The 23,379-nt window shown below is 54.1% G+C and carries 18 protein-coding genes and 2 pseudogenes; 11 read left to right on the top strand and 9 right to left on the bottom strand.

The window, feature by feature from the left end:
- Positions 1–28 precede the first annotated feature (28 nt).
- The 3 genes and pseudogenes from HV350_RS03370 to HV350_RS03360 all read left to right on the top strand — a co-directional run.
- Positions 29–1,272: pseudogene (locus tag HV350_RS03370) on the top strand (amino acid permease).
- A gap of 50 nt (positions 1,273–1,322) precedes the next feature.
- A protein-coding gene (locus tag HV350_RS03365) for an IS1-like element IS1A family transposase (protein WP_103215986.1) occupies positions 1,323–2,020 on the top strand; the annotation gives its coding sequence in 2 pieces (ribosomal slippage) (positions 1,323–1,572 and positions 1,572–2,020; 699 coding nt in all).
- Between the two features lie 17 nt (positions 2,021–2,037).
- A pseudogene (locus tag HV350_RS03360) lies at positions 2,038–2,238 on the top strand (amino acid permease); the annotation flags it as partial.
- A 211-nt stretch (positions 2,239–2,449) separates the two neighbouring features.
- Here HV350_RS03360 and HV350_RS03355 read toward each other — a convergent pair.
- From HV350_RS03355 to HV350_RS03335, 5 genes are read right to left on the bottom strand one after another with little or no spacing between them, the layout of a single operon-like run.
- Positions 2,450–3,508: a glycoside hydrolase family 130 protein gene (locus HV350_RS03355; RefSeq protein ID WP_181629783.1), complete on the bottom strand. Its 1,059-nt coding sequence runs from the start codon at positions 3,506–3,508 to the stop codon at positions 2,450–2,452.
- Entirely contained in the window at positions 3,492–5,075 is a 1,584-nt protein-coding gene (locus HV350_RS03350) for an alpha-glucosidase (protein WP_181629781.1), read from the bottom strand. Before HV350_RS03350 ends, HV350_RS03355 begins: the two co-directional genes overlap by 17 nt.
- An 11-nt stretch (positions 5,076–5,086) precedes the next feature.
- Entirely contained in the window at positions 5,087–5,914 is an 828-nt protein-coding gene (locus HV350_RS03345; RefSeq protein WP_016154601.1) for a carbohydrate ABC transporter permease, read from the bottom strand.
- Positions 5,915–6,781 (bottom strand): sugar ABC transporter permease, encoded by an 867-nt coding sequence (locus tag HV350_RS03340; RefSeq protein ID WP_016154602.1) that lies wholly within the window; start codon positions 6,779–6,781, stop codon positions 5,915–5,917.
- A gap of 9 nt (positions 6,782–6,790) precedes the next feature.
- Positions 6,791–8,077, bottom strand: a complete 1,287-nt coding sequence (locus HV350_RS03335; protein ID WP_181629780.1) for an ABC transporter substrate-binding protein — start codon at positions 8,075–8,077, stop codon at positions 6,791–6,793.
- A gap of 211 nt (positions 8,078–8,288) precedes the next feature.
- On the opposite strand from HV350_RS03335, the gene HV350_RS03330 reads away from it, so the two are divergent.
- The 4 genes from HV350_RS03330 to HV350_RS03315 all read left to right on the top strand — a co-directional run bounded on the left by HV350_RS03330 (position 8,289) and on the right by HV350_RS03315 (position 13,973).
- Positions 8,289–9,335 carry a LacI family DNA-binding transcriptional regulator gene (locus HV350_RS03330; protein ID WP_016154604.1) on the top strand — a complete coding sequence of 349 codons (1,047 nt, stop codon included), beginning with the start codon at positions 8,289–8,291 and terminating at the stop codon, positions 9,333–9,335.
- A gap of 25 nt (positions 9,336–9,360) precedes the next feature.
- On the top strand, positions 9,361–10,749 hold the full coding sequence (locus HV350_RS03325) for a phosphomannomutase CpsG (RefSeq protein WP_181629778.1): 1,389 nt from the start codon (positions 9,361–9,363) through the stop codon (positions 10,747–10,749).
- A complete protein-coding gene (ugpC, locus tag HV350_RS03320; protein WP_049040409.1) occupies positions 10,746–11,813 on the top strand; it encodes a sn-glycerol-3-phosphate ABC transporter ATP-binding protein UgpC in 1,068 nt (355 codons plus the stop codon). The genes HV350_RS03325 and ugpC overlap by 4 nt, the downstream gene beginning before the upstream one ends.
- 141 nt (positions 11,814–11,954) lie before the next feature.
- Positions 11,955–13,973, top strand: a complete 2,019-nt coding sequence (locus HV350_RS03315; protein WP_181629776.1) for an NADPH-dependent 2,4-dienoyl-CoA reductase — start codon at positions 11,955–11,957, stop codon at positions 13,971–13,973.
- A 56-nt stretch (positions 13,974–14,029) separates the two neighbouring features.
- Here HV350_RS03315 and rlmG read toward each other — a convergent pair whose 3' ends face one another.
- Complete coding sequence (gene rlmG, locus HV350_RS03310; protein ID WP_016157532.1) at positions 14,030–15,166, bottom strand: 23S rRNA (guanine(1835)-N(2))-methyltransferase RlmG; 1,137 nt, start codon at positions 15,164–15,166, stop codon at positions 14,030–14,032.
- Between the two features lie 83 nt (positions 15,167–15,249).
- Here rlmG and HV350_RS03305 point away from each other — a divergent pair, with 83 nt between their 5' ends.
- The 4 genes from HV350_RS03305 (at position 15,250) to sstT (ending at position 19,548) form a co-directional block, all read left to right on the top strand.
- A complete protein-coding gene (locus HV350_RS03305; RefSeq protein ID WP_016154609.1) occupies positions 15,250–15,750 on the top strand; it encodes a M48 family metallopeptidase in 501 nt (166 codons plus the stop codon).
- A 72-nt stretch (positions 15,751–15,822) separates the two neighbouring features.
- A complete protein-coding gene (locus HV350_RS03300) occupies positions 15,823–16,821 on the top strand; it encodes a Gfo/Idh/MocA family oxidoreductase (RefSeq protein ID WP_181629774.1) in 999 nt (332 codons plus the stop codon).
- 271 nt (positions 16,822–17,092) lie between these two features.
- Entirely contained in the window at positions 17,093–18,061 is a 969-nt protein-coding gene (locus HV350_RS03295) for a TerC family protein (protein WP_016154611.1), read from the top strand.
- Between the two features lie 242 nt (positions 18,062–18,303).
- Positions 18,304–19,548 (top strand): serine/threonine transporter SstT, encoded by a 1,245-nt coding sequence (sstT, locus tag HV350_RS03290; RefSeq protein WP_016154612.1) that lies wholly within the window; start codon positions 18,304–18,306, stop codon positions 19,546–19,548.
- 14 nt (positions 19,549–19,562) lie between these two features.
- Here the strand turns inward: sstT and HV350_RS03285 are convergent, their stop codons facing one another.
- The 3 genes from HV350_RS03285 to uxaC all read right to left on the bottom strand — a co-directional run bounded on the left by HV350_RS03285 (position 19,563) and on the right by uxaC (position 23,239).
- A complete protein-coding gene (locus tag HV350_RS03285) occupies positions 19,563–20,117 on the bottom strand; it encodes a YgjV family protein (protein WP_016154613.1) in 555 nt (184 codons plus the stop codon).
- A 206-nt stretch (positions 20,118–20,323) separates the two neighbouring features.
- Positions 20,324–21,811 carry an altronate dehydratase family protein gene (locus HV350_RS03280; protein WP_016154614.1) on the bottom strand — a complete coding sequence of 496 codons (1,488 nt, stop codon included), beginning with the start codon at positions 21,809–21,811 and terminating at the stop codon, positions 20,324–20,326.
- A 15-nt stretch (positions 21,812–21,826) separates the two neighbouring features.
- Positions 21,827–23,239 (bottom strand): glucuronate isomerase, encoded by a 1,413-nt coding sequence (gene uxaC / locus HV350_RS03275; protein ID WP_016157535.1) that lies wholly within the window; start codon positions 23,237–23,239, stop codon positions 21,827–21,829.
- Positions 23,240–23,379: the final 140 nt, after the last annotated feature.

The following is a 23,379-nucleotide window of genomic DNA, read 5'->3' as shown; positions in this document are numbered from 1 at the left end:
TATAATAATCAGGAATCGGAGATGTGCTATGTCTGATACCAAACGTAATACCATCGGCAAGTTCGGCTTACTTTCACTCACCTTTGCCGCGGTTTATAGTTTTAATAACGTTATCAACAATAATATTGAGCTGGGTCTGGCATCCGCACCGATGTTTTTCCTCGCGACGATCTTCTACTTTATTCCGTTCTGCTTAATCATCGCTGAATTTGTTTCGCTGAATAAAAACTCCGAAGCCGGTGTCTATGCTTGGGTGAAAAGTTCGCTGGGCGGACGTTGGGCATTTATTACCGCCTATACCTATTGTTCGTTAACCTGTTCTTTTTTACCTCGCTGTTACCCCGTGTTATCGCCTACGCCTCATATGCTTTTTTAGGCTACGAATACATTCTGACACCGTTCGCAACCACGGTGTTAAGTATGGTGCTGTTTGCCTTCTCCACCTGGGTTTCGACCAACGGCGCAAAAATGTTAGGACCGATTACTTCGGTCACCTCCACATTGATGCTGCTGCTGACACTGTCCTACATCCTGCTGGCGGGTACTGCGCTGGTTGGCGGCGTACAGCCTGCTGACCCTATCACCGTAGACGCAATGATCCCGAATTTTAACTGGGCCTTCCTCGGTATCACCACCTGGATCTTTATGGCGGCAGGCGGTGCGGAGTCGGTGGCAGTGTACGTCAACGACGTCAAGGGCGGGTCAAAATCGTTCGTGAAGGTCATTATCATTGCCGGGATTTTTATCGGCGTGCTCTATTCCATCTCCTCGGTACTGATCAACGTCTTCGTGAGCAGCAAAGAGCTGAAATTTACCGGTGGTTCGGTACAGGTATTCCACGGCCTGGCGGCATACTTTGGCCTGCCGGAACTGATCGTTAACCGCTTTGTCGGCCTGGTCTCCTTTACCGCGATGTTCGGCTCTCTGCTGATGTGGACCGCAACGCCGGTGAAAATTTTCTTCTCTGAAATTCCGGCGGGTATTTTCGGTAAAAAAACCGTCGAACTGAATGAAAATGGCGTTCCGGCCCGCGCAGCCTGGATTCAGTTCCTGATTGTTATCCCGCTGATGATTATCCCTACGCTCGGCTCCAATACCGTGCAGGATTTAATGAACACTATCATCAACATGACCGCCGCCGCATCGATGCTGCCGCCGCTGTTTATTATGCTGGCTTACCTGAATCTGCGCGCAAAACTGGACCACTTACCGCGCGACTTCCGTATGGGTTCGCAAAAAACCGGCATTATTGTGGTATCGATGCTGAGGTGATGCTGCCAACTTACTGATTTAGTGTATGATGGTGTTTTTGAGGTGCTCCAGTGGCTTCTGTTTCTATCAGCTGTCCCTCCTGTTCAGCTACTGACGGGGTGGTGCGTAACGGCAAAAGCACTGCCGGACATCAGCGCTATCTCTGCTCTCACTGCCGTAAAACATGGCAACTGCAGTTCACTTACACCGCTTCTCAACCCGGTACGCACCAGAAAATCATTGATATGGCCATGAATGGCGTTGGATGCCGGGCAACCGCCCGCATTATGGGCGTTGGCCTCAACACGATTTTACGTCACTTAAAAAACTCAGGCCGCAGTCGGTAACCTCGCGCATACAGCCGGGCAGTGACGTCATCGTCTGCGCGGAAATGGACGAACAGTGGGGATACGTCGGGGCTAAATCGCGCCAGCGCTGGCTGTTTTACGCGTATGACAGGCTCCGGAAGACGGTTGTTGCGCACGTATTCGGTGAACGCACTATGGCGACGCTGGGGCGTCTTATGAGCCTGCTGTCACCCTTTGACGTGGTGATATGGATGACGGATGGCTGGCCGCTGTATGAATCCCGCCTGAAGGGAAAGCTGCACGTAATCAGCAAGCGATATACGCAGCGCATTGAGCGGCATAACCTGAATCTGAGGCAGCACCTGGCACGGCTGGGACGGAAGTCGCTGTCGTTCTCAAAATCGGTGGAGCTGCATGACAAAGTCATCGGGCATTATCTGAACATAAAACACTATCAATAAGTTGGAGTCATTACCCGATGCTGATTGTCCTTTTCACCATCGGGTTTATTGCCTCGACCTTCCCGACCGGCGGTAACATTATGACCATTATTTTCTATAACGTCGGTGGGATTGTTATTTTCCTCGGTTTTGCCTGGTGGAAATACAGTAAATACATCAAAGGGCTAACCAAAGAAGAAAAAGCTATTGAGGCGGCCCCCGCGTCAGATATTAATTAAAATATTAATAACGATAAGCGCAATCTGTTTTCTTGCGCACCTGAAATACAATGTGAAATTAAATATACAGACTTGCAGGGCATTTATTGCCCTGCTCTTCTGTTGTGTATTTTCATTATTTGCAGCAAAGATTCGTCCACCAGCGGTCGCAACGTGTGAATCCCCCCCCCTGCCAGAAGGAGGTTTAGCAACCCAGGACACTCTGCGGCATTTATTTAACCCCCAGATGCCGCCACAGTTTGTCCAGCGGCATTGTCGCCAGCGCCACACACTCATCGGCGGCGCCATACCAGACGTGCAGCGTCTCATCGCGGATCAGCGCCCCACAGGTGAACACCACGTTGCCGAAGAAGCCTTCGCGCTCGTAGGGCGCATCTGGCTCCAGCAACGGCACCGGTGATTTCGCCAGAATGCGGGTCGGATCGTTGAGATCCAGCAGCAGCGCGCCGAGGCAGTAGCGCTGATCGGCATCCACACCGTGGTAGATCTCCAGCCAGCCGCGATCGGTTTTTAACACCGGCGCGCCGCCGCCTGATTTACGGCAGTCCCAGGCATCGCCGGACCGTCCCAGCAGGTGGCGATGATTGCCCCAGTGCAGCATATCCGGCGACTCGCAGATCCAGATTTCCGGATGACCGAAGTGACACGGGGCCGGACGGGTCAGGGCGTGATATTTACCGGCGATCTTTTCCGGGAAAAAGCAGACGTCACGGTTGTCCGGACAGAGGATCAACCCTTTTTTCTCCACCGTGACAAAATCTTTGGTCACCGCCAGCGCGGTAGAGATCCCCAGCGACGACACCGCCGAGTAGTTGATGTACGCGATATCATCGATGCGGGTGATCCGCGCATCTTCGCAGCCGAACTCTTCATATTGCGTATCGGCGATGATAAACGGCTGGCTGTCAATCCGGAAGTTCACCCCGTCGCGACTGCGCGCCAGACGCAGATGCGACATGGAGGTCAGCCACACCCGCGCCGGATCGCTTTTCAGCACGATCACCCGCGGATCGCTGAAATCATAGCGTTCATCACGACGATCGAAACTCGCGGTGGCCTGTACCCAGCCCGCATCGGTTTTTTCCAACAGCGGTACGACACGCTGCTGCGGGTCGGGATTGATCACGCTTTCCGCCACCCGCAGCAGCAAAACGATCTCCCCGTCAAACTCCGTTACGCCAGCATTGAAAACACAATCGACCTTCCTGCCGGGCAGTGAAGGCGTCACGTCCGCCGGGGTAATCAACGGGTTTTTACTGTGCCTGTCCATGTACTCTCCTTTTGATCAAACATTGATTCTTGCCAATCCATTGCGCGTCCTCTCCGTACAGCACTTCAGCCTCAATCTCCTGCCACGGATTGCGAACGGGCGCACCAAAGTTGATGGCGACCCAGACCTGCTCCGCCGTCGTCGAACGGGTAAACCAGACGCATTCGTCAGTGAGGTCGAGTGAGTCCTGCTGTCCCTGATGCAGCGCCGCAACGCGGCGACGCAGGGCGATCAGCCGTCGGTACTGATGCCAGAACGATGTTTCATCCTGCTGCTGGCGCTCCGCGTTAATCAGGGCGATATCGCCGCCGACGGGCATCCACGGTGCGACGGAGGAAAATCCGCCAAAGGGGGCGTCGCGCCAGGGCAGCGGCGCGCGCGAACCATCCCGCGAATGTTCAATAGCCAGCGCCAGCGCCTGCTGCGGGCTGCTGCCTGCGGCAAGGGCGGTGCGGTAATGGGTTTTTCCCTGAATATCAAAAAGCTGCTCTGCCGTTTGCGGACGGTAGTCGGTCATCCCCAGCTCTTCGCCCTGGAAGATAAACGGCACGCCGCTCACCGTTAGCTGAAGCGCCAGTACCGCCAGCGCCCGCCCGGTATCGCGCTCGTTTTCGCCAAAGCGGCTGATCATCCGCGACATATCATGGCTGGAGAAAAACAGCGTCGGTAAACCCGGCTGCGCAGCCAGCGTGGTTTTTAACTGGCTGAAAAGACGGGAAACATCAAAGTTTTTCTGGCTACCGATATTAAAATTAAACACCACGTCCATCAGCTGCGGACTTTGATAGCGGCTGAGCACGTCAGGGTCTTCGCTGCCGATTTCGCCAATCAGGAAATAGTCCCCCTGCGCCCGAACATGGGCACACAGCCGTTGCAGCGTCTCCGGGAGTCGCGGCTGATTGATGTCAAATTCATGGCGCTGCTCGCCGTTCTCTTCCGGGTTATCAGGCCCAATGCCGTCGGTAGTAAGAAAGTTGATGACGTCAAAGCGAAAACCGTCCACCCCCTGCGTAACCCAGAAATCCACCACCCGGTAAATTTCCTGTTCCACCGCGGGGTTGGCCCAGTTGAGATCCACCTGGCCGGGCGCGAATTTATGGTAATAAAATTCGCCGGTGTCAGGCTCAGCGGTCCACGCGCTGCCGGAAAAGAAAGAACGCCAGTTATTCGGCTGGCGGCGAAAAAGGAAATAATCACGATAGCGGCTGCCCGGATTATTCCACGCATCGCGAAACCAGGGATGTTCTGAGGAGACGTGATTGACCACCAGATCGATAATCACCCGAATGCCTCTGGCGTGGCAGCCGTCAACCACCCGGCGGAAATCGTCGAGAGTGCCGAAACGGGCGTCAACGGCATAGTAATCGCTGATATCGTAGCCGTTATCCACCAGCGGAGAGGGATAAAACGGCGTGATCCACACCGCGCCGATGCCCAGCGCCTGCAAATAATCCAGCCGGGAAATCAGGCCCGGAAAATCGCCCAGCCCGTCGTTATTGCCGTCGCAAAACGAAGGCAGATAAATTTGATAACAGGTACACGCCTGCCACCACGGTTGCTTTTTCACCGTCACGTTCCTTATTTCAGTGATAACGACATGCCTTCGAGGAAGTATTTTCTGAACAGAATAAACAGGACAACGATTGGCAGCATCTGCACCACCGACCCCGCCAGCACCGGTCCCAGGTAGATGCCGTAGGATTTGCTGAAGGTGGCGAGCAGCACCGAAAACGGCATTTTGTCCACTTCGCGCATCACGATCAGCGGCCAGAGGAAGTTGTCCCATGAGCTGGAAAAGGTGAACAGTGCGACAATCGCCAGAATGGATTTATTCAGCGGCATCATCACATGCCGCAAGATCCCCCACAGGCTGGCGTGATCGAGCCTTGCGGCATACAGGTAATCATTCGGCGTGCCTTTAAAGCTCTGCGAAACCATAAAAATGCCCCAGGCGCTCATCGCATACGGCAGGATCATCGCCCCGTAGCTGTTGATCAGCCCCAGTTCACGCATCAGGACAAACTGTGGAATAATGAACATAAAGACCGGGAAAACCATCTGCACAATCAACAGGTTGCGAAACGCATTTTTGCCGCGAAATTCGGTTTTCGCGACGGCATATCCCACCAGCATTGAGGTCAGCGTGACGCAGACGGTAATGGTGAGCGACACGAACAGTGAGTTAACCAGGGTGCGCAAAAAAGGTTTGTCCGCCCGGTTGCTGTTATCGAACAGAAAAGCGTAATTCTCCAGCGTCAGATGACCGGAAAACAGCCCGGTCGTGTAGATTTGCGCCGTCGGTTTCAACGAGGAGATCACCATCCAGATAAAAGGATAGAGCCAGGTGAGCGCCAGCAAAAACATCACGGCGTGAATGAGCAGCGTTAAGGGAGTCAGTTTCTTCATTCACACAATCTCGATATGTTTTTCGAATACTTTGCGGAAGACCCAGATGGCGAGGAAACTGCATGCCGCAACGATAATCGACATGGTCGCCGCCCAGGTTGGCTTCATTTTCTGGAACGCCACTTCATACATCACCACCATCGGACTGGTGGTGCTGTTGAGCGGTCCACCGCCGGTGATAAGATACGGCTCGGTAAAGATGCTGAACGCCACGGTAATCGCCAGCACCATCACCATCACGATTTGCGCGTTCATCATCGGCAGGGTAATCGCCCAACTTTGCTTAAACTTCCCGGTTTTATCCAACTGCGCCGCGCTGTAAATATCCGCGGGGATCGCCACCATCCCGGAATAGAGAATCAGCCCGTAATAACCGACGAATTTCCAGGTGACAATTAACGCAATGGATAACATGGCGCAGTCAGGGTTGGTAAACCAGGGCACAGAGATGCCGAAACTGGCCTGTAAAAATTGATTGACCGGCCCGTATTCGCTGAACAGTTTTGCAAAGACGATGGAATAGGCCACCCCCGAAGAGATATTCGCCAGTAAAAAGCTCAGGGCAATAAAACTTTTCCCGTACTTAATTTTTCGTAATCCCGCGGCAAACAGCAGCGAGGCAAGAAAGACAATCGGGATATACCACATTAAAAAACGGCACACGTTCCACATCGACTGCCAGAATAACGCGTCATGAAACACGCCAATAATATTCTGTAATCCGCTAAACGTCGGCGTGCCAATAAATTGCCAGTTCGTCACGCTAAGCACGACCAGCCAGCACAGCGGATAAAACCAGAACAGCAACGAATAACCGATCCACGTGGAGGCCAACAGGCCTCCGGTGCGGGATTCATATCCAGCCATTTTTTCCCCTTATTTCGCCAGCAACGTGTTAATTTCCTGCGCGGATTTATCGAGGGTGGCTGCCGGATCGGCGTGGTTGAAAATGAACTGCTCCAGCATCTGCGTCATGCTGCGCTGAATCTCCGTGGTTTGCGTAGTGGCCGCTGGCGGCAGCGCGACGTCCACGTAAGAAGCGATCGCCTTCTCCAGCGGGTTTTTCTCAAAGTAATTCACAAACAGCGGATTACTCATTAAATCACTGCGTGCTGGCGGCATACCGGTCAGCTCCAGCCAGCTCCGGTCGTGCTCGGCGTTGTTAAAGACCCACTGAATAAACGCCCACGCCTGCGCTTTGCGCTTGCTGGAACTGAAGATCACCACCCCTTTGCTGTCGCCGAACGTATACGGGTGCGCGTCGCCTTTCTCGGTGAGCATCGGCCCAATTTGCAGCGTTTTGAGGATCTCCGGATACTGCTTGTGATAGCGAGCGATATCCCACGGACCGCGCGCGGATGCCAGCACCTGTCCGGTCGCTAACGGATCGTCGGCGGCGGTGAAGTCGTAGCTGCTCCACTTGCTGTTAAAGACTTTCCCCATAAAGGTCAGTACCGCCTGTCCGGCAGGATCGGCAAACGTCGCCTGATGACCCGCGAGGTAAGGTTTACCGCCGTTTTGCGCATAATAAAGCGGAATAAAATCGAACCAGCGTTCCCACCAGTTTTTCCCGGCAGTCATCTGGATAACATAGCCGTTATTATCCGCCGCCCGGCGCTCTGCCAGCTGATAAAGCTCATCATAACGGGTCGGAACATGGTCAAAACCATACTGCTTGAGTAAATCGCCCCGCCACCACCAGACGATAGGATTAATATAGATTGGCAGAACGTGTTGCTCGCCGTTTAATTGCCAGGCAGGAATAATTTTGCCCATCTGTCGGTTATTAACGAGTTCATTAAAACCACTCATTTTAGACAGGTCTTCAAGCTGACCAATTTCCACCAACTGGCTGGCAAAACCGATAAAGATATTACTGGAAATATCGGGTTCCGTGCCGGAAGCCAGCGCGTTCATTATTGCCTCTTCAGAACTGCTGGCGGCAGGAATGGGCGTAAATTCGACCGGGGTATGCGCCGGGTCTTTATTCCATTCTTTAACCATAGTATTCCAGAAGGCTTCTTCATTTTCGTTTGGTGCCACCCACATTTTAATTGGCGTTTTTGCTGTCTCTGCGGATTTTTTATCATCCGGACCGCAACCAGAAATACAAAATGCGAATAGTACACAGGCTGTTAATTTAGCTAATTTTACAACTCTCACGATAACTCTCCATTTACTTTCAATAAGTATTGATTTACCGCTACCCTGCTATTGAATGGAGCGTAAATTAACACCCCCTTTTTATGTTTAACGTTAAACAAATCACAAAACGATTTTTGTTTAACGTTAAACTTTGCATCAACGTTCAACGCAATGGACGATAGAAATAAATAATTCACGCCAATATATAAACCCAGCAAATATATTAAACATGAAAATAAACGTTAATGATAATAAAGATAAGAAACGTATTACGATAAAATCATTGGCCAAGATTATGGGTATTTCCCATACCACGGTGTCGAACGCATGGAATAATCCGGAAAAATTATCTCCGGAGCTGCGCCAGCGAATTTTGCAATATGCCAGCGAGCTTGGCTTTCAGGGACCGGACAAGCTGGCGCGCGCGCTGCGTACCGGCAAATCTGACACCATCGGCGTGATATTCAACGACTCTATGAGTTACGTGTTTATCGATCCCCACGACATTGCGCTGATGCGGGGGATCGCCGTCCAGTGTGAAGAACAAAACGTCAATCTGGTCTTGATCCCTTTGCGTAAGCGGCAACAGACGCCGCTCAACACCCTGGTTGATGGCTATATTCTCAACGCCACGCATAACAATGCGGCCATGATCCAGCACGCGCTGGCTCATGGGCGTCCGGTGGTCACGCTCGATTTTCAGTTTCCCGACCACAGCAGCGTCTCCATCGATAACGCCTGCGCCATGCGCGATATTGCCCGCTATCTGGCCGATAAAGGTCATCGACATTTCGGCATCATCGCCTTTCCGTCACAGCCCTCCGCGCAGGGAATGTGCGATCTGACCGCCCCCGTCACCGGCGACAACCTGCTGATGCTCTCCCGCGTGAATGCCTGCCGGGAGGTTTTCCAGCAGCGCGGCTTCGCCCTTGATACGTGCTGGCTGTATCAAACCCGACACGATGAAGAACACGGCGAACAGGCGGCCAAAGCGTTACTGGAAACCCATCCGGAGATCACTGCGCTTATCTGCCTTTCCGATCGCTTCGCCGTCGGCGCGATCCACTACTGCCAACGGCAGCAACTGGCGGTTCCGCAGCGGGTTGCCGTTACCGGTTTCGATAATCTCGCCGTTGAGGTAGCGGGAATACGCCTGACCACTATCGCGCAAGACGCGGAAAAGAAAGGGGAAATGGCCGTCAAATTGCTGCTCACCAGAGGACCGGTGACCCACTATGAATTGCCTTACCAGCTCATCATTCGGGAGTCAGCCTGACTCATTAATTACAGAAGAGTAGATTATGGATGAACTAACCTGTTTTAAAGCCTACGACATTCGCGGTGAGGTTGGCGTCAACCTGACGCCGGATATCGCCTTTCGCATCGGTCGCGCTTACGCCGCCTGGCGCCATCCGCGCCGGGTAGTGATCGGCGCCGACATTCGCCTTAGCTCGGAATCGTTAAAATCCGCCGTGACCGACGGGCTGATTTCCAGCGGCGTGGATGTTATCGACATTGGTCTGTCAGGCACCGAAGAGATCTATTTCGCCACCCGGGAACTGCGTGCCGACGGCGGCATTCAGATTACCGCCAGCCATAACCCGGCGCAGTACAATGGTATGAAACTGGTGCGCGAAGAGGCGCGTCCGATCAGTAACGACAACGGCCTGCTGGAGATAAAAGCGCTGGCGGAGCGCAATGACTTTGCTCCGATTGTCCATCGTGGCAGCCTCATCCCTTATGATAATCGCCCCGCCTGGATTTCCTGCCTGCTACGCTTCCTTCAGCATCCGCCGACTCGCCCGCTACGTATTGTGACCAACGCCGGACATGGCACCGTCGGGCCTGCGCTTGACGCGATCGCCGACGGACTGGCCCGTGCGGGCGTTCAGATTGAGTTTATTCGCCTGCACCATCAGCCGGACGGTCATTTCCCGGCGGGCGTGCCCAATCCGATGCTGACGGAAAACCGCCTCATCACCCAGCAGGCGGTTATCGAGAATCAGGCTGATTTCGGCATCGCCTGGGACGGCGATTTCGATCGCTGCTTCTTCTTTGATGAGTGTGGCCGCTTTATTGAGAGCTACTACCTGGTTGGCCTGTTCGCCGAACACTTCCTGCAACGCTCCGCAGGCAGTCATATCATTCTGGACCCGCGGCTGACGTGGAATACGCTGGACGTTGTAACTCGCTGCGGCGGAATCCCGGTCATCAGCAAAACCGGGCACGCCTTTATCAAAGCGCGGATGCGCGAAGAGGACGCGGTCTACGGTGGAGAAATGAGCGGCCACCACTACTTCCGCGATTTTGGCTATTGCGACAGCGGGATGATCCCACTGGTATTGCTGCTGCAAATTATCGGCAGCGACAGCCGTCCGCTGTCGGCGTATATCGAACACGCCCAGGTACGCTTTCCGGTTTCCGGCGAAATCAATCTGACGGTGGCCGATCCGCAATCGGTCATGCAATCCATCGCCTCTCACTATCTGCAAGCCGGCAGCCTGCGTGACGATTGCGATGGGTTGAGCATCGACTTCGTTGACTGGCGCTTCAACTTACGCGCCTCCAACACCGAGCCGCTGCTGCGCCTGAACGTGGAAACCCGCGCGGATACGGCACTGCTGGCGCGCAAAACCGATGAACTTTTAACGCTGATTGCAGCCTGGGATTCTGACAAGGAGAGGTTATGACCGCGCTAAGCCTGAGCAATATTCATAAAGCCTGGGGCAAGAACACCATCATTGAAAATCTGTCGCTGGAGATCGCCTCCGGGGAGTTCATTGTGCTGGTTGGCCCTTCCGGATGCGGGAAATCCACGCTGCTGCGGATCATCGCCGGACTGGAAATCCCCGACGGCGGTAAACTGGTGATGGGGGGAAAAGAGGTCACCAGGCTTGCAGCGGGCAAACGCAACCTGTCGATGGTGTTTCAGTCCTACGCCCTCTACCCGCATATGACCGTCAGGGAAAATCTGTCATTCGGTTTACGTAATATCAATACGCCCGCCGCCGAGATTGATAAGCGGGTCGCTCACGCCGCCAGCATGCTGAAGCTGGAAGAGATGCTGGACAGGCTGCCGCAGAATCTGTCCGGCGGGCAGCGCCAACGTGTGGCGATCGGGCGTTCTATTGTCCAGCAACCGGAACTGTTTCTGTTTGATGAACCGCTGTCTAACCTGGATGCCGCGTTGCGTGTCGGGATGCGCCAGGAGATCCAGCAGCTGCATAACACCCTGAAAAACACCATGATTTATGTAACGCACGATCAGGTGGAGGCGATGACGCTGGCCGATCGCATCGTGGTGCTTTACAAGGGAAAAATTGAGCAGGTGGGCACGCCGCTGGAGCTGTATAACACCCCGGCAAACCTGTTCGTCGCTGAGTTTATCGGCACGCCGAAAATCAATGTTCTACCAGCGGTATGGCGCGAAGGCGCGCTGCATATCGCCGATAACCTCGTCTTCCGCCTCACCCGTCAGCCCGCAGGCGTTAGCGACGGGGACAAACTGTTTGTCGCCATCCGCCCGGAGCATATGCAATACCAGCAGACCGGGGATTTCACATTGCAAGGGCGTACCCGGCTGTGTGAATTACAGGGCGACTCCACGCTGGTGTGGTTGGATTTAGCCGGCCACCCCGTGTGCCTGAAGTCTTTTCAACAGCTTAGCTTCATGCCGGATACACCGCTTACGCTCACCGTACAAGAGTCGCACCTGCACCTCTTTGACGGTCTGGGTAAACGACTGGCGTTCTGACCCACTTGCCCTTGCGGCCGCAGGGGCATTTTTTGAATCCCATCACAATCACGGCATTCCCCTTTTCCCTTTTACGCGGCGACGGCTAAATTATTAACTCATCCGACCACATAACAATAATTTTACATACTGGACACCTTTATGAGCTATCCGTCGCTGTTCGCCCCGCTCGATTTAGGCTTCACCACGCTTAAAAACCGCGTGCTGATGGGTTCAATGCATACCGGGCTGGAGGAGTATCCCGACGGTGCAGAACGGCTGGCCGCGTTCTACGCCGAACGCGCCCGTCACGGCGTAGCGTTAATTGTGAGCGGAGGTATTGCGCCTGCGCTTTCCGGCGTGGGGATGGAAGGCGGCGCGATGCTGAACGACACCAGCCAGCTTGCACATCATCGCGTCATTACCGACGCCGTGCATGACGAAGGCGGCAAAATCGCCCTGCAAATCCTGCATACTGGCCGTTACAGCTACCAGCCGCATCTGGTGGCACCTTCTGCCATTCAGGCGCCAATCAACCGCTTTACGCCGCATGAGCTGACGCACGATGAGGTGCTGCAGTTGATTGAAGATTTTGCCCACTGCGCTCAACTGGCGCGGGAAGCAGGCTATGATGGCGTCGAAGTGATGGGCTCGGAAGGCTATCTCATCAACGAATTCCTGACTCTGCGCACCAATCAGCGCAATGACGAATGGGGCGGCGAGTATGCCAACCGCATGCGTTTTGCCGTGGAAGTGGTGCGCGCGGTACGCCAGCGTGCCGGTAATGACTTTATTATTATCTTCCGCCTGTCGATGCTCGATCTGGTGGAAAACGGCGGAACCTTCGACGAAACCGTCCAACTGGCGCAGGCGATAGAAGCCGCAGGGGCGACCATTATTAACACCGGTATTGGCTGGCATGAGGCGCGTATTCCCACTATTGCCACCCCAGTGCCGCGCGGTGCGTTTAGTTGGGTGACACGTAAGCTGAAAGGGCATGTGACGATCCCACTGGTCACCACCAACCGCATTAACGATCCTCAAGTCGCCGATGACATTCTGGCCCGTGGCGATGCCGATATGGTGTCGATGGCCCGTCCGTTCCTCGCCGATGCCGAACTGCTGTCAAAAGCGCAAACCGGGCGAGCGGATGAGATCAATACCTGTATCGGCTGTAACCAGGCCTGCCTGGATCAGATCTTCGTCGGCAAAGTCACCTCTTGCCTGGTGAATCCACGCGCCTGCCACGAAACCAAAATGCCGATCGTTACCGCCACTGCGCCGAAAAATCTGGCGGTTGTCGGAGCAGGTCCTGCAGGCCTCGCCTTCGCCATTAATGCCGCCGCACGCGGTCATCACGTGACATTGTTTGACGCGCATAGCGAGATTGGCGGGCAGTTTAATATCGCTAAGCAGATCCCCGGCAAAGAAGAATTTTATGAAACCCTGCGCTACTACCGCCGGATGATCGACGTGACTGGCGTGTCGCTGAAGCTGAATCACTTTGTCAGCGCACGCGATCTGTACCCCTTCGATGAAGTGATCCTCGCCAGCGGGATCGAGCCACGTATGCCACCGATCGAGGGGATCGCGCATCCTAAAGTGCTGAGCTATCTCGACGTCCTGCGCGATAAAATGCCGGTGGGCAAACGCGTAGCGATCGTTGGCTGCGGCGGGATCGGTTTTGATACCGCCATGTATTTGAGCCAGCCCGGTGAGCCCACCAGCCAAAACATTGCGGAATTCTGCGTGGAATGGGGGATCGACACCAGCCTGCAACAGCCTGGCGGCTTACGCCTGGAAGGCCCGCACTTATCCCGCAGCCCGCGCCAGATAGTGATGTTACAGCGCAAAGCCAGCAAACCGGGACAAGGTTTAGGGAAAACGACGGGCTGGATCCATCGCGCCACCCTGCTCTCACGCGGCGTGAAAATGATCCCGGCAGTTAGCTATCAGAAAATTGATGATGATGGGTTACACGTCGTGTTGAACGGCGAACCGGTGATCTTTAACGTGGATAACGTGGTGATTTGCGCCGGACAAGAGCCGCGCCGTGAACTGGTTGATCCACTCCACGCAGCAGGTAAAACGGTGCATCTGATCGGCGGCTGCGATGTGGCGATGGAGCTGGATGCCCGACGCGCTATTGCCCAAGGGACGATGCTGGCGCTGGAAATTTAACAGTATGTATTTCGTAGGCCGGATAAGGTGGTCACGCCGCCATCCGGCACACACGATTAGCGGCGGCGACCGGTTTTGACCGCTTTTAGCACCACGAATTTATTATTGGTGGCGATGGTCACGCAGTTGCCGAAAATCTTTTTCAGCTTGTGGAAGTAGTCAAGGTGACGGTTAGCCACAATGTACAGCTCACCGTTGATTTTCAGGCAGCGGCGAGCGTGGTGGAACATCTCCCAGGCAATGTTATCCGTCAGCGCGTGCTTCTGGTGGAACGGTGGGTTACACAGCACGGCGTTAAAGCGGAACGGTTCGACGCCCGACAGCGCGTTGTTGATCATAAACTCACAGCGATCCAGCGCTTCAGGCATGTTACTTTCCACGTTCAAGCGGCTTGAAGCCACCGCCATCGGCGATTCATCAACAAATACCACGCTGGCTTCCGGGTTCTTCGCCAGCAGCGTCATACCGATGACGCCGTTACCACAGCCGAGGTCAACAATCTCCCCTTCGAGGTTTTCCGGCAGATGCTCGATAAAAAAGCGCGCGCCGATATCCAGTCCGGTACGGGAGAAGACGTTGGCGTGGTTATGGATAGTCCATTCGGTACCTTCCAGCTTCCAGCTTAGCGTTTGCGAGGCAGCGGCCAGCTCAGGTTTGCTGAACGTACAGTTGATTAAACGGGCTTTTTTCCACGCCAGCGTCGTGGTGGTTGGACCCAATACTTTTTCAAACAGCTCCAACGTCGAGGTATGCACATCACGCGCTTTTGCCCCGGCGATGATACGCGTTTGCGGCGTTACCACTTCGCGCAGTGCGCGCAGTTGCTGCTCCAGCAGCGCCATGGTTTTTGGCAGCTTAATCAGCACCACGCCCGGCGCCTGCGGGTAGTCAGCCGTACTGTCGAGGAACTTGACGCTCGACTCGGCAATATCGTTGTGACGCAGGTTCTCGCGTGTGGCAAGCTCGCTGAGATAAGAATCGCCGATGCTGTACGGCGAATGTTGCGCCAGCGCACAGCCCAGCGCGCCAAAGGTATCATTCAGGATTAGCACCGGGCCGCTAATCTCGGTATCGTCCAGCTGTTGCAGCAGATATTCATCTGCCGCTTCCCACGCCAGCAGCGGGTTAACGTCATCCGTTTCCGGGAAACGTTTAAGTGACAGCGAACGGAAACCGTTGTCTATGTGGCTCATCGGCCCTCCTGAATGGTAAAATTTCGGCGTATCCCTGAAAAGGGTGCGTGAGTATACACTTTTTATGATTGGCATGGGCAAAGATGAACCAACTAACTTATCTCCAGGGCTACCCGGAACATTTGCTTTCTCAGGTGAGAACGCTGATTGCTGAACAGCGTCTGGGCGCAGTGCTGGAGAAGCGCTATCCGGGGACGCATGATTTCGCGACCGACAAAGCGCTCTGGCAATATACTCAGGATCTGAAAAATCAGTTCCTGCGTAATGCCCCGCCGCTGAATAAAGTCATGTATGACAGCAAGATACACGTTCTGAAGAATGCGCTGGGGCTGCATACCGCCGTATCTCGCGTGCAGGGCGGTAAGCTAAAAGCCAAAGCGGAGATCCGCGTTGCCACCGTGTTTCGCAATGCCCCTGAACCTTTTTTACGCATGATCGTCGTTCATGAACTGGCGCATCTGAAAGAAAAAGAGCACGACAAAGCGTTTTACCAGCTGTGCTGTCATATGGAGCCTCAGTATCATCAACTGGAGTTCGATACCCGCCTGTGGTTAACGCAACAATCGTTAAAGCAAACTGCGTAGTCGCGCACTGGCTTTGTCTTCAGGGCATGCTAAATTGACGAAAGGATCCCTTTTCGCAGCCTGAAGGCCATTATGATACGTTTCGCAGTAATTGGCACAAACTGGATCACCCGCCAGTTTGTCGATGCCGCCCATGAAACCGGCAAATATAAGTTAACCGCGGTCTATTCCCGTAGCCTTGAACAGGCGCAGACCTTCGCCAACGATTACCCCGTCGAGCATCTGTTTACCTCACTGGAAGCGATGGCGCAAAGCGAGGCGATCGACGCCGTCTACATCGCCAGTCCAAACTCCCTGCACTTCCCGCAGACCGAGCTGTTTTTGCGGCACAAAAAGCATGTTATTTGCGAAAAGCCGCTGGCCTCAAACCTGGCGCAAGCCGAAGCCGCTATCGCCTGCGCGCGCGAAAATCAGGTCGTGCTGTTTGAAGCGTTTAAGACCGCCAGCTTGCCTAACTTCCTGCTGTTGCAGCAATCTCTACCCAAAGTCGGAAGAATCAGGAAAGCGTTTATTAATTACTGCCAGTACTCCTCGCGTTACCAGCGCTATCTGGACGGTGAAAATCCGAACACGTTTAATCCTGCTTTCTCAAATGGCTCGATCATGGATATCGGTTTTTACTGCCTGGCCTCAGCGGTTGCGCTGTGGGGTGAGTCGCAAAGCGTTCAGGCCAGCGCCAGTCTGCTGGAAAGCGGCGTAGATGCCCACGGCGTGGTGGTGATGAATTACGGTGATTTCAGCGTCACACTCCAGCACTCAAAAGTAAGCGACTCGGTGTTAGCCAGTGAAATTCAGGGTGAGCAGGGATCGCTGGTGATCGAGCATATCTCCGAGTGTCAGAAAGTGTGCTTCGTTCCTCGTGGGGGGAAAACCCAGGATCTGACGACGCCTCAGCACATCAATACTATGCTGTATGAGGCAGAGGCTTTTGCTCATTTGGTTGAATCCGGCGAAGTGGATCACCCCGCACTGGCCGTCAGCCGTATCACCGCCAAACTGCAAACAGAGATTCGCCGCCAGACCGGCGTGATTTTCCCGGCAGACGAAGCGGTAACATCGCTGACTGCGTAAAGGTATGTAAAACGAATGTTGCAGGCCATTGACTGAATGCATGGCCTGTAATATTTTGTAACCCGCAAAGGGGAGTAACTTCGTTGTCGGTTGATCGTCATTACGATGTGTGAAAAACCACATCCGGTCGCCGGGCGATAACAAAGGAATACGCCATCGTATTCCTTTGTTGTTGTAAGTGAGACCTTGCCGAATGGCAAGGTCTATGCATAAAAAGCAGCGGCTAACGTCATTCGGCGTTGGCCGTTTTTTTTATGCATGGGGAAATACAATGAATACTGTCGGCACACCGTTGTTATGGGGTGGCTTCGCTGTCGTGGTGGTAATTATGCTGGCCATCGACCTGCTGTTGCAGGGTCGTCGTGGCGCGCATACGATGTCGATGAAGCAGGCTGCGGCCTGGTCAATCGTTTGGGTAACGCTGTCGTTACTGTTTAACGCCGTCTTCTGGTGGTACCTGGCACAAACCCAGGGCCGCGCCGTTGCCGACCCACAGGCGCTGGCGTTCCTTACCGGCTATTTGATCGAAAAATCGCTGGCAGTAGATAACGTCTTTGTCTGGTTGATGCTGTTCAGCTACTTCTCCGTACCGCCTGCGTTGCAGCGTCGGGTACTGGTGTATGGCGTGCTGGGAGCCATTGTTCTGCGTACGATCATGATCTTCGCCGGCAGTTGGCTTATCACCCAATTTGAGTGGCTGTTGTACGTGTTCGGTGCATTCCTGCTGTTTACCGGCGTGAAGATGGCGCTGGCGAAAGAAGATGCTTCCGGTATTGGCGACAGACCGTTAGTACGCTGGCTGCGCGGTCATTTGCGCATGACCGATACCATCGAAGATGAAAAATTCTTCGTGCGTAAAAACGGCCTGCTGTTTGTTACGCCGCTGATGCTGGTGTTGATTCTGGTTGAGCTGAGCGACGTCATTTTCGCCGTCGACAGTATTCCGGCTATCTTTGCCGTCACTACCGACCCGTTCATCGTGCTGACCTCAAACCTGTTTGCTATTTTGGGTCTGCGCGCAATGTACTTCCTGCTGGCGGGCGTGGCGGAGCGTTTCTCCATGCTGAAGTACGGTTTGTCGGTCATTCTGGTGTTTATCGGTATTAAGATGCTGATCGTCGATTTCTACCATATCCCGATCGCTATCTCGTTAGGCGTGGTATTTGGCATTCTGTTTGTGACGCTGATTGTGAACGCCTGGGTCAACCACCAGCACGATAAAAAGCAACAAATACAGTAAGTTTCATCTGCTAGCTGAAAAGCCCGACAGCACACTGCGTGCGTCGGGCTTTTTGTTTATCATGTCAAAATAATGTTAACTCAAAGTTATAAAATATGATCTCAACGCGAAATCCAGGATATTTCGCTTCCAGAACCCTGTTCTTTCCTTATACTCAGCCATGCAAACATTTGCCTCATCCTGAAAGATGCGTCTACAGAACGCACAAAGGCAGGGCAACAACACAATGAAAGGATTACTACATGACTACGCAACGTTCATCGGGGCTATTCTCGCGCTTGGCGCAAGGGAGCCTGGTTAAACAAATTTTGATCGGTTTGGTTCTGGGGATTTTACTGGCACTGGTGTCAAAACCTGCGGCAGAAGCCGTTGGTTTACTGGGTACTCTGTTCGTCGGCGCGTTAAAAGCCGTCGCACCAATTCTGGTTCTGATGCTGGTAATGGCTTCTATCGCCAACCACCAGCACGGGCAAAAAACCAATATCCGCCCAATCCTGTTTCTCTACCTGCTCGGAACATTTTCCGCAGCGTTAGCGGCCGTTGTCTTCAGCTTCGCCTTCCCATCGACACTGCATCTTTCCAGCAGCGCCAGCGATATCGTACCGCCGTCCGGCATTATTGAAGTGATGCGTGGCCTGCTAATGAGCATGGTTTCTAACCCAATTGATGCACTGCTTAACGCCAACTACATCGGCATCCTGGTTTGGGCCGTCGGTCTGGGCTTTGCGCTGCGTCACGGTAATGAAACGACCAAAAATCTGGTCAACGATATGTCCAACGCTGTTACCTTTATGGTGAAGCTGGTGATTCGTTTCGCGCCGATCGGTATCTTCGGCCTGGTCTCCTCCACGCTGGCAACCACCGGTTTCGCCACGCTTTGGGGCTACGCACATCTGCTGACCGTGCTGGTAGGCTGTATGCTGCTGGTAGCGTTGGTGGTCAACCCGCTGCTGGTATTCTGGAAAATTCGCCGCAACCCATATCCGTTAGTGCTGGCCTGTCTGCGTGAAAGCGGCGTGTACGCCTTCTTTACCCGCAGCTCCGCGGCAAACATTCCGGTGAATATGGCGCTGTGTGAGAAGCTGAACCTGGATCGTGATACCTATTCGGTGTCTATCCCGCTGGGAGCCACCATCAACATGGCTGGCGCGGCGATCACCATTACCGTGTTGACGCTGGCGGCGGTAAATACGTTGGGTATTCCGGTCGATTTACCGACGGCGCTGTTACTGAGCGTGGTGGCTTCGCTGTGCGCCTGCGGCGCATCGGGCGTGGCGGGGGGGTCTCTGCTGCTGATCCCACTGGCATGTAATATGTTCGGTATCCCGAATGACATCGCCATGCAGGTCGTTGCCGTTGGCTTTATCATCGGCGTATTGCAGGATTCCTGTGAAACGGCGCTGAACTCTTCTACAGACGTCCTGTTTACCGCTGCGGCCTGCCAGGCTGAAGACGAACGTCTGGCAAATAACGCCCTGCGCGGCTAATCTCTTCCCCTCCGTCACCGGACGGAGGGGTTCTCTTCTTGTACGCTTTTTTCAATTTTGAATGGATCAATTCCGCGTTTTTGCATCCGCCGGAAGCGAATAATGTTCAGGCCGTTCATCACCAGAAAACTACCTTCGATCATCGTCCCACCAATCGATCCCAACCAGAAATTATGGATAACCCAACAGGCGGTTGCGCACCACATTACGCAGCGCACGGTCAGCCCCTGGCAGCGAAACAGCGCCCAGGTGCTGGCCAGCGTGCCAATAATCGGCAACAGCTCCATCGCATGCTGTAATTTCGCCAGCCCGAGAACCAGGGTGAGGATAATAAAAACGGTCATTACCCATAGTTTGCGGGTATGCATCGAGACGAGTGTGCGGATGGTGTTTAGCTCTGCACTCATTCCCGCAGGCCAGGCGCCCATCAGAAAAAAATGCACGCCAATGGTGGCGCTGTAGACGGCAAGTTGCAGCCGGAAACGGCGCTCATCTCGATTGAAAAAGGTGGTAATGCCGATCAAAAAGGCGATGACACCTACGCCCTGGGCCAGCCAATACGCGGTCATGGGAGATCCTTGTGAGGAAACGCAAAAACAAACGGCGCTCCATATTATGAAACGCCGTTTTTAAAATCCACTCCATTTCGATTACCCAAAAGATTTCGTGCTACCGCAAGGCGGTAAGTTCAGACATCCCCGGGAGCTTACTGGAGTAAGTGACCGGGGTGAATGGACGCAGCCAACGCGGCTGTCACGCGAAAGATGAAGGGTAATTACAATGTTACGCCGCTTTTGAAAATAGCCAGTTCCCGGAAATCGTTGCGCTCGTTGCAGGTTTGCTTGCCATTGGCGAACTCAACGATCGTATCGACAAACTCGCTCAGCAGCTGAGGCATCGCTTTACCGTGGATCAGCTGTCCGGCGTCAAAATCGATCCAGTGTTTTTTCTTGGCCGCCAGCTCGCTGTTGGTCGCAATTTTCACCGTCGGCACAAAACCGCCGTACGGCGTACCGCGGCCGGTGCTGAACAGCACCATATGACAGCCCGCGCCCGCGAGGGCACTGGTAGCAACCGCATCGTTACCCGGCGCGCTCAGTAAGTTCAGGCCGTGTGTCTTCAGGCGTTCGCCGTAGCGCAGTACGTCCACCACCTGGCTGGAGCCCGCTTTTTGCGTGCAGCCCAGAGATTTATCTTCCAGCGTGGTGATCCCGCCCGCTTTGTTGCCCGGCGATGGATTCTCGTAAATCGGCTGGTCGTGAGCAATGAAGTACTGCTTAAAGTCATTGACCATGGTCACCAGCTTGCCAAAGGTTTCTTCGTCACGGCAGTGGTCCATCAGCAGCTGCTCGGCACCGAACATTTCCGGTACTTCAGTCAGCACGGTGGTGCCGCCGTTGGCAATCACGTAGTCGGAAAAACGCCCCAGCATTGGGTTGGCGGTAATACCGGACAGGCCGTCAGAGCCGCCGCATTCCAGACCAAACTTCAGCTCGCCCAGCTTACCCGGCTCACGCTTATCGTTACGCATCACGTTGTACAACTGATGGAGATGTTCAATCCCCGCTTCCACTTCGTCTTCCTGATGTTGGCAGACCATAAAGTGAACACGCTCAGGATCGTACTCGCCTAAAGTTTCGCGGAAGGCATCAACCTGGTTGTTTTCACAGCCCAGGCCGACCACCAGCACCGCTCCCGCATTCGGGTGGCGCACCATATTTTGCAGCATGGTACGGGTGTTGATGTGGTCGTCACCCAACTGTGAACAGCCGTAGGTGTGACTGAAAAGATGCACGCCGTCGATACCCTCGGCGTCGTTGGTCTCTTTCAGAAAGCGGGTCTGCATCTGACGCGCCATGGCGTTGACGCAGCCGACCGTCGGCAGGATCCACAGTTCGTTGCGCACGCCGACCTCGCCGTTGGCACGACGGTAGATCTGGACATCGCGATCGGCGGGTTGAACAAGCTCTGCCTGAAAATCAGGGTGGTAGCTATACGTGTCCAGGTCGCTCAGATTCGTGCGCGTGTTGTGAGCATGAATATGCTCACCCGCCGCCACGTCCACCAACGTATGACCGATTGGCAAACCGTATTTAATGACGTTTTCGCCTTGCGCAATATCGCATAAAGCGAATTTATGGCCACGAGAAACCGCTTGGCGCAGGATTACCGCTTGCCCATCAACGGTGACTTCGGTTCCTTCAGCCAAATCAGCGAGCGCTACCGCGACGTTATCCAGCGTATGGATCTTGATGTATTGCATACCTTCACCCAGGCCTTAGTTCAGTTCAATGGCGAAATAATCACGCGCATTGTTGAAGCAAATATTTCTGACCATTTCCCCCAACAGCTGGATATCTGCCGGCGCTTCACCTGCAGCAACCCAACGGCCAATCATCTGGCACAGGATGCGACGGAAGTATTCATGGCGCGTGTATGACAGGAAGCTACGGCTATCGGTCAGCATGCCGACGAAACGGCTCAGCAGACCGAGCTGGGCCAGTTGCGTCATCTGACGTTCCATACCGTCTTTCTGATCGTTGAACCACCAGCCGGAACCGAACTGCATCTTGCCCGGCATACCTTCGCCCTGGAAGTTGCCGATCATGGTGCCCAGCACTTCGTTATCGCGCGGGTTCAGGCAGTAGAGAATGGTTTTCGGCAGCAGGTTCTGTTCGTTCTGCTTGCTCAGCAGTTTGGACAGCTCTTCGGCCATCGGGCGATCGTTGATGGAGTCGAAGCCGACATCCGCACCCAACAGTTTGAACTGACGCAGGTTGTTATTACGCAGCGCGCCGATATGGTACTGCTGTACCCATTCACGACGCGCGTATTCCGCACCGAGGAACACCAGCACCGCGGTTTTAAACTGGGCAACTTCATGCTCGCTCAGCGTTTCACCCGCCAGGCGGCGTGCCAGAATGCTATCCAGTTCAGATTCGTTAGATTCAGCAAACAGCACCACGTCCAGCGCGTGGTCAGAGACTTTACAGCCGTGAGCCGCAAAGTGATCCAGACGTTTGGTCAGCGCAGCTTGCAGGTCGCTGAAGCGGCGGATATCCGTGTCAGACACCTCACCGAGCTTCGCCATATAGTCATTAAAGGTCGCCTGCTCAATGTTAAAGGCTTTATCCGGACGCCAGCTCGGCAGCACTTTCACATCAAAGCTTGCGTCTTTAGCAACGGCCGCGTGATGCTCAAGAGAGTCGATTGGGTCATCGGTAGTACCGACCATTTTCACATTCATCTGCTGCATGATGCCGCGCGCGGAGAATTTGTCCTGCGCCAGCAGTTCATTGCACTGGTTCCAGATTTCGTCAGCCGTTGCCGGAGACAGCAGCTTACCTGTAATACCAAACGGGCGACGTAATTCGAGGTGGGTCCAATGGTACAGCGGGTTACCGATTGTGTGCGGAACCGTGGCGGCCCAGGCGTCAAACTTCTCGCGATCGGACGCATCGCCGGTACACAGGCGCTCAGCGACGCCGTTAGTACGCATCGCACGCCACTTGTAGTGGTCACCCTTCAGCCAGATGTCATACAGGTTATTAAAACGGTAGTTTTCCGCGATTTGTTGCGGTGGCAAATGGCAGTGGTAGTCGAAGATTGGCTGGTCTTTGGCGTAATCATGATACAGACGGCGGGCAAATTCGGTGTCCAACAGGAAATCTTCAGTCATAAACGGGGTCATTATCGTCTTCCTCTCAGCGAGTGCGTCAGATTGCTTATGTTTTGATGTTGACAAAGTTATCACACCAATTTCCATACACTGAAGATATTTTCGTGAGTTAGATCAACAAATGGCGACAAAAAAATTACTCTCAAAGAGGT

The organism is Citrobacter sp. RHBSTW-01013 (genome assembly GCF_013781985.1).
GTDB lineage: Bacteria > Pseudomonadota > Gammaproteobacteria > Enterobacterales > Enterobacteriaceae > Citrobacter > Citrobacter braakii.
The sequence above is the reverse complement of the archived record's forward strand: the minus strand, read 5'-3'. Positions and strand labels throughout refer to the sequence as shown.

Bases quoted from the DNA above. Each gene is read 5' to 3' on its own strand.
- HV350_RS03340 (WP_016154602.1), bottom strand. From the start codon at position 6,781: ATGGCTGGATATGAATCCCGCACCGGAGGCCTGTTGGCCTCCACGTGG.
- HV350_RS03280 (WP_016154614.1), bottom strand. From the start codon at position 21,811: ATGCAATACATCAAGATCCATACGCTGGATAACGTCGCGGTAGCGCTC.
- HV350_RS03305 (WP_016154609.1), top strand. From the start codon at position 15,250: ATGAACCAACTAACTTATCTCCAGGGCTACCCGGAACATTTGCTTTCT.
- ugpC (WP_049040409.1), top strand. From the start codon at position 10,746: ATGACCGCGCTAAGCCTGAGCAATATTCATAAAGCCTGGGGCAAGAAC.
- HV350_RS03315 (WP_181629776.1), top strand. From the start codon at position 11,955: ATGAGCTATCCGTCGCTGTTCGCCCCGCTCGATTTAGGCTTCACCACG.
- sstT (WP_016154612.1), top strand. From the start codon at position 18,304: ATGACTACGCAACGTTCATCGGGGCTATTCTCGCGCTTGGCGCAAGGG.
- HV350_RS03325 (WP_181629778.1), top strand. From the start codon at position 9,361: ATGGATGAACTAACCTGTTTTAAAGCCTACGACATTCGCGGTGAGGTT.
- uxaC (WP_016157535.1), bottom strand. From the start codon at position 23,239: ATGACCCCGTTTATGACTGAAGATTTCCTGTTGGACACCGAATTTGCC.
- HV350_RS03285 (WP_016154613.1), bottom strand. From the start codon at position 20,117: ATGACCGCGTATTGGCTGGCCCAGGGCGTAGGTGTCATCGCCTTTTTG.
- HV350_RS03300 (WP_181629774.1), top strand. From the start codon at position 15,823: ATGATACGTTTCGCAGTAATTGGCACAAACTGGATCACCCGCCAGTTT.
- HV350_RS03345 (WP_016154601.1), bottom strand. From the start codon at position 5,914: ATGAAGAAACTGACTCCCTTAACGCTGCTCATTCACGCCGTGATGTTT.
- HV350_RS03330 (WP_016154604.1), top strand. From the start codon at position 8,289: ATGAAAATAAACGTTAATGATAATAAAGATAAGAAACGTATTACGATA.
- rlmG (WP_016157532.1), bottom strand. From the start codon at position 15,166: ATGAGCCACATAGACAACGGTTTCCGTTCGCTGTCACTTAAACGTTTC.
- HV350_RS03295 (WP_016154611.1), top strand. From the start codon at position 17,093: ATGAATACTGTCGGCACACCGTTGTTATGGGGTGGCTTCGCTGTCGTG.
- HV350_RS03355 (WP_181629783.1), bottom strand. From the start codon at position 3,508: ATGGACAGGCACAGTAAAAACCCGTTGATTACCCCGGCGGACGTGACG.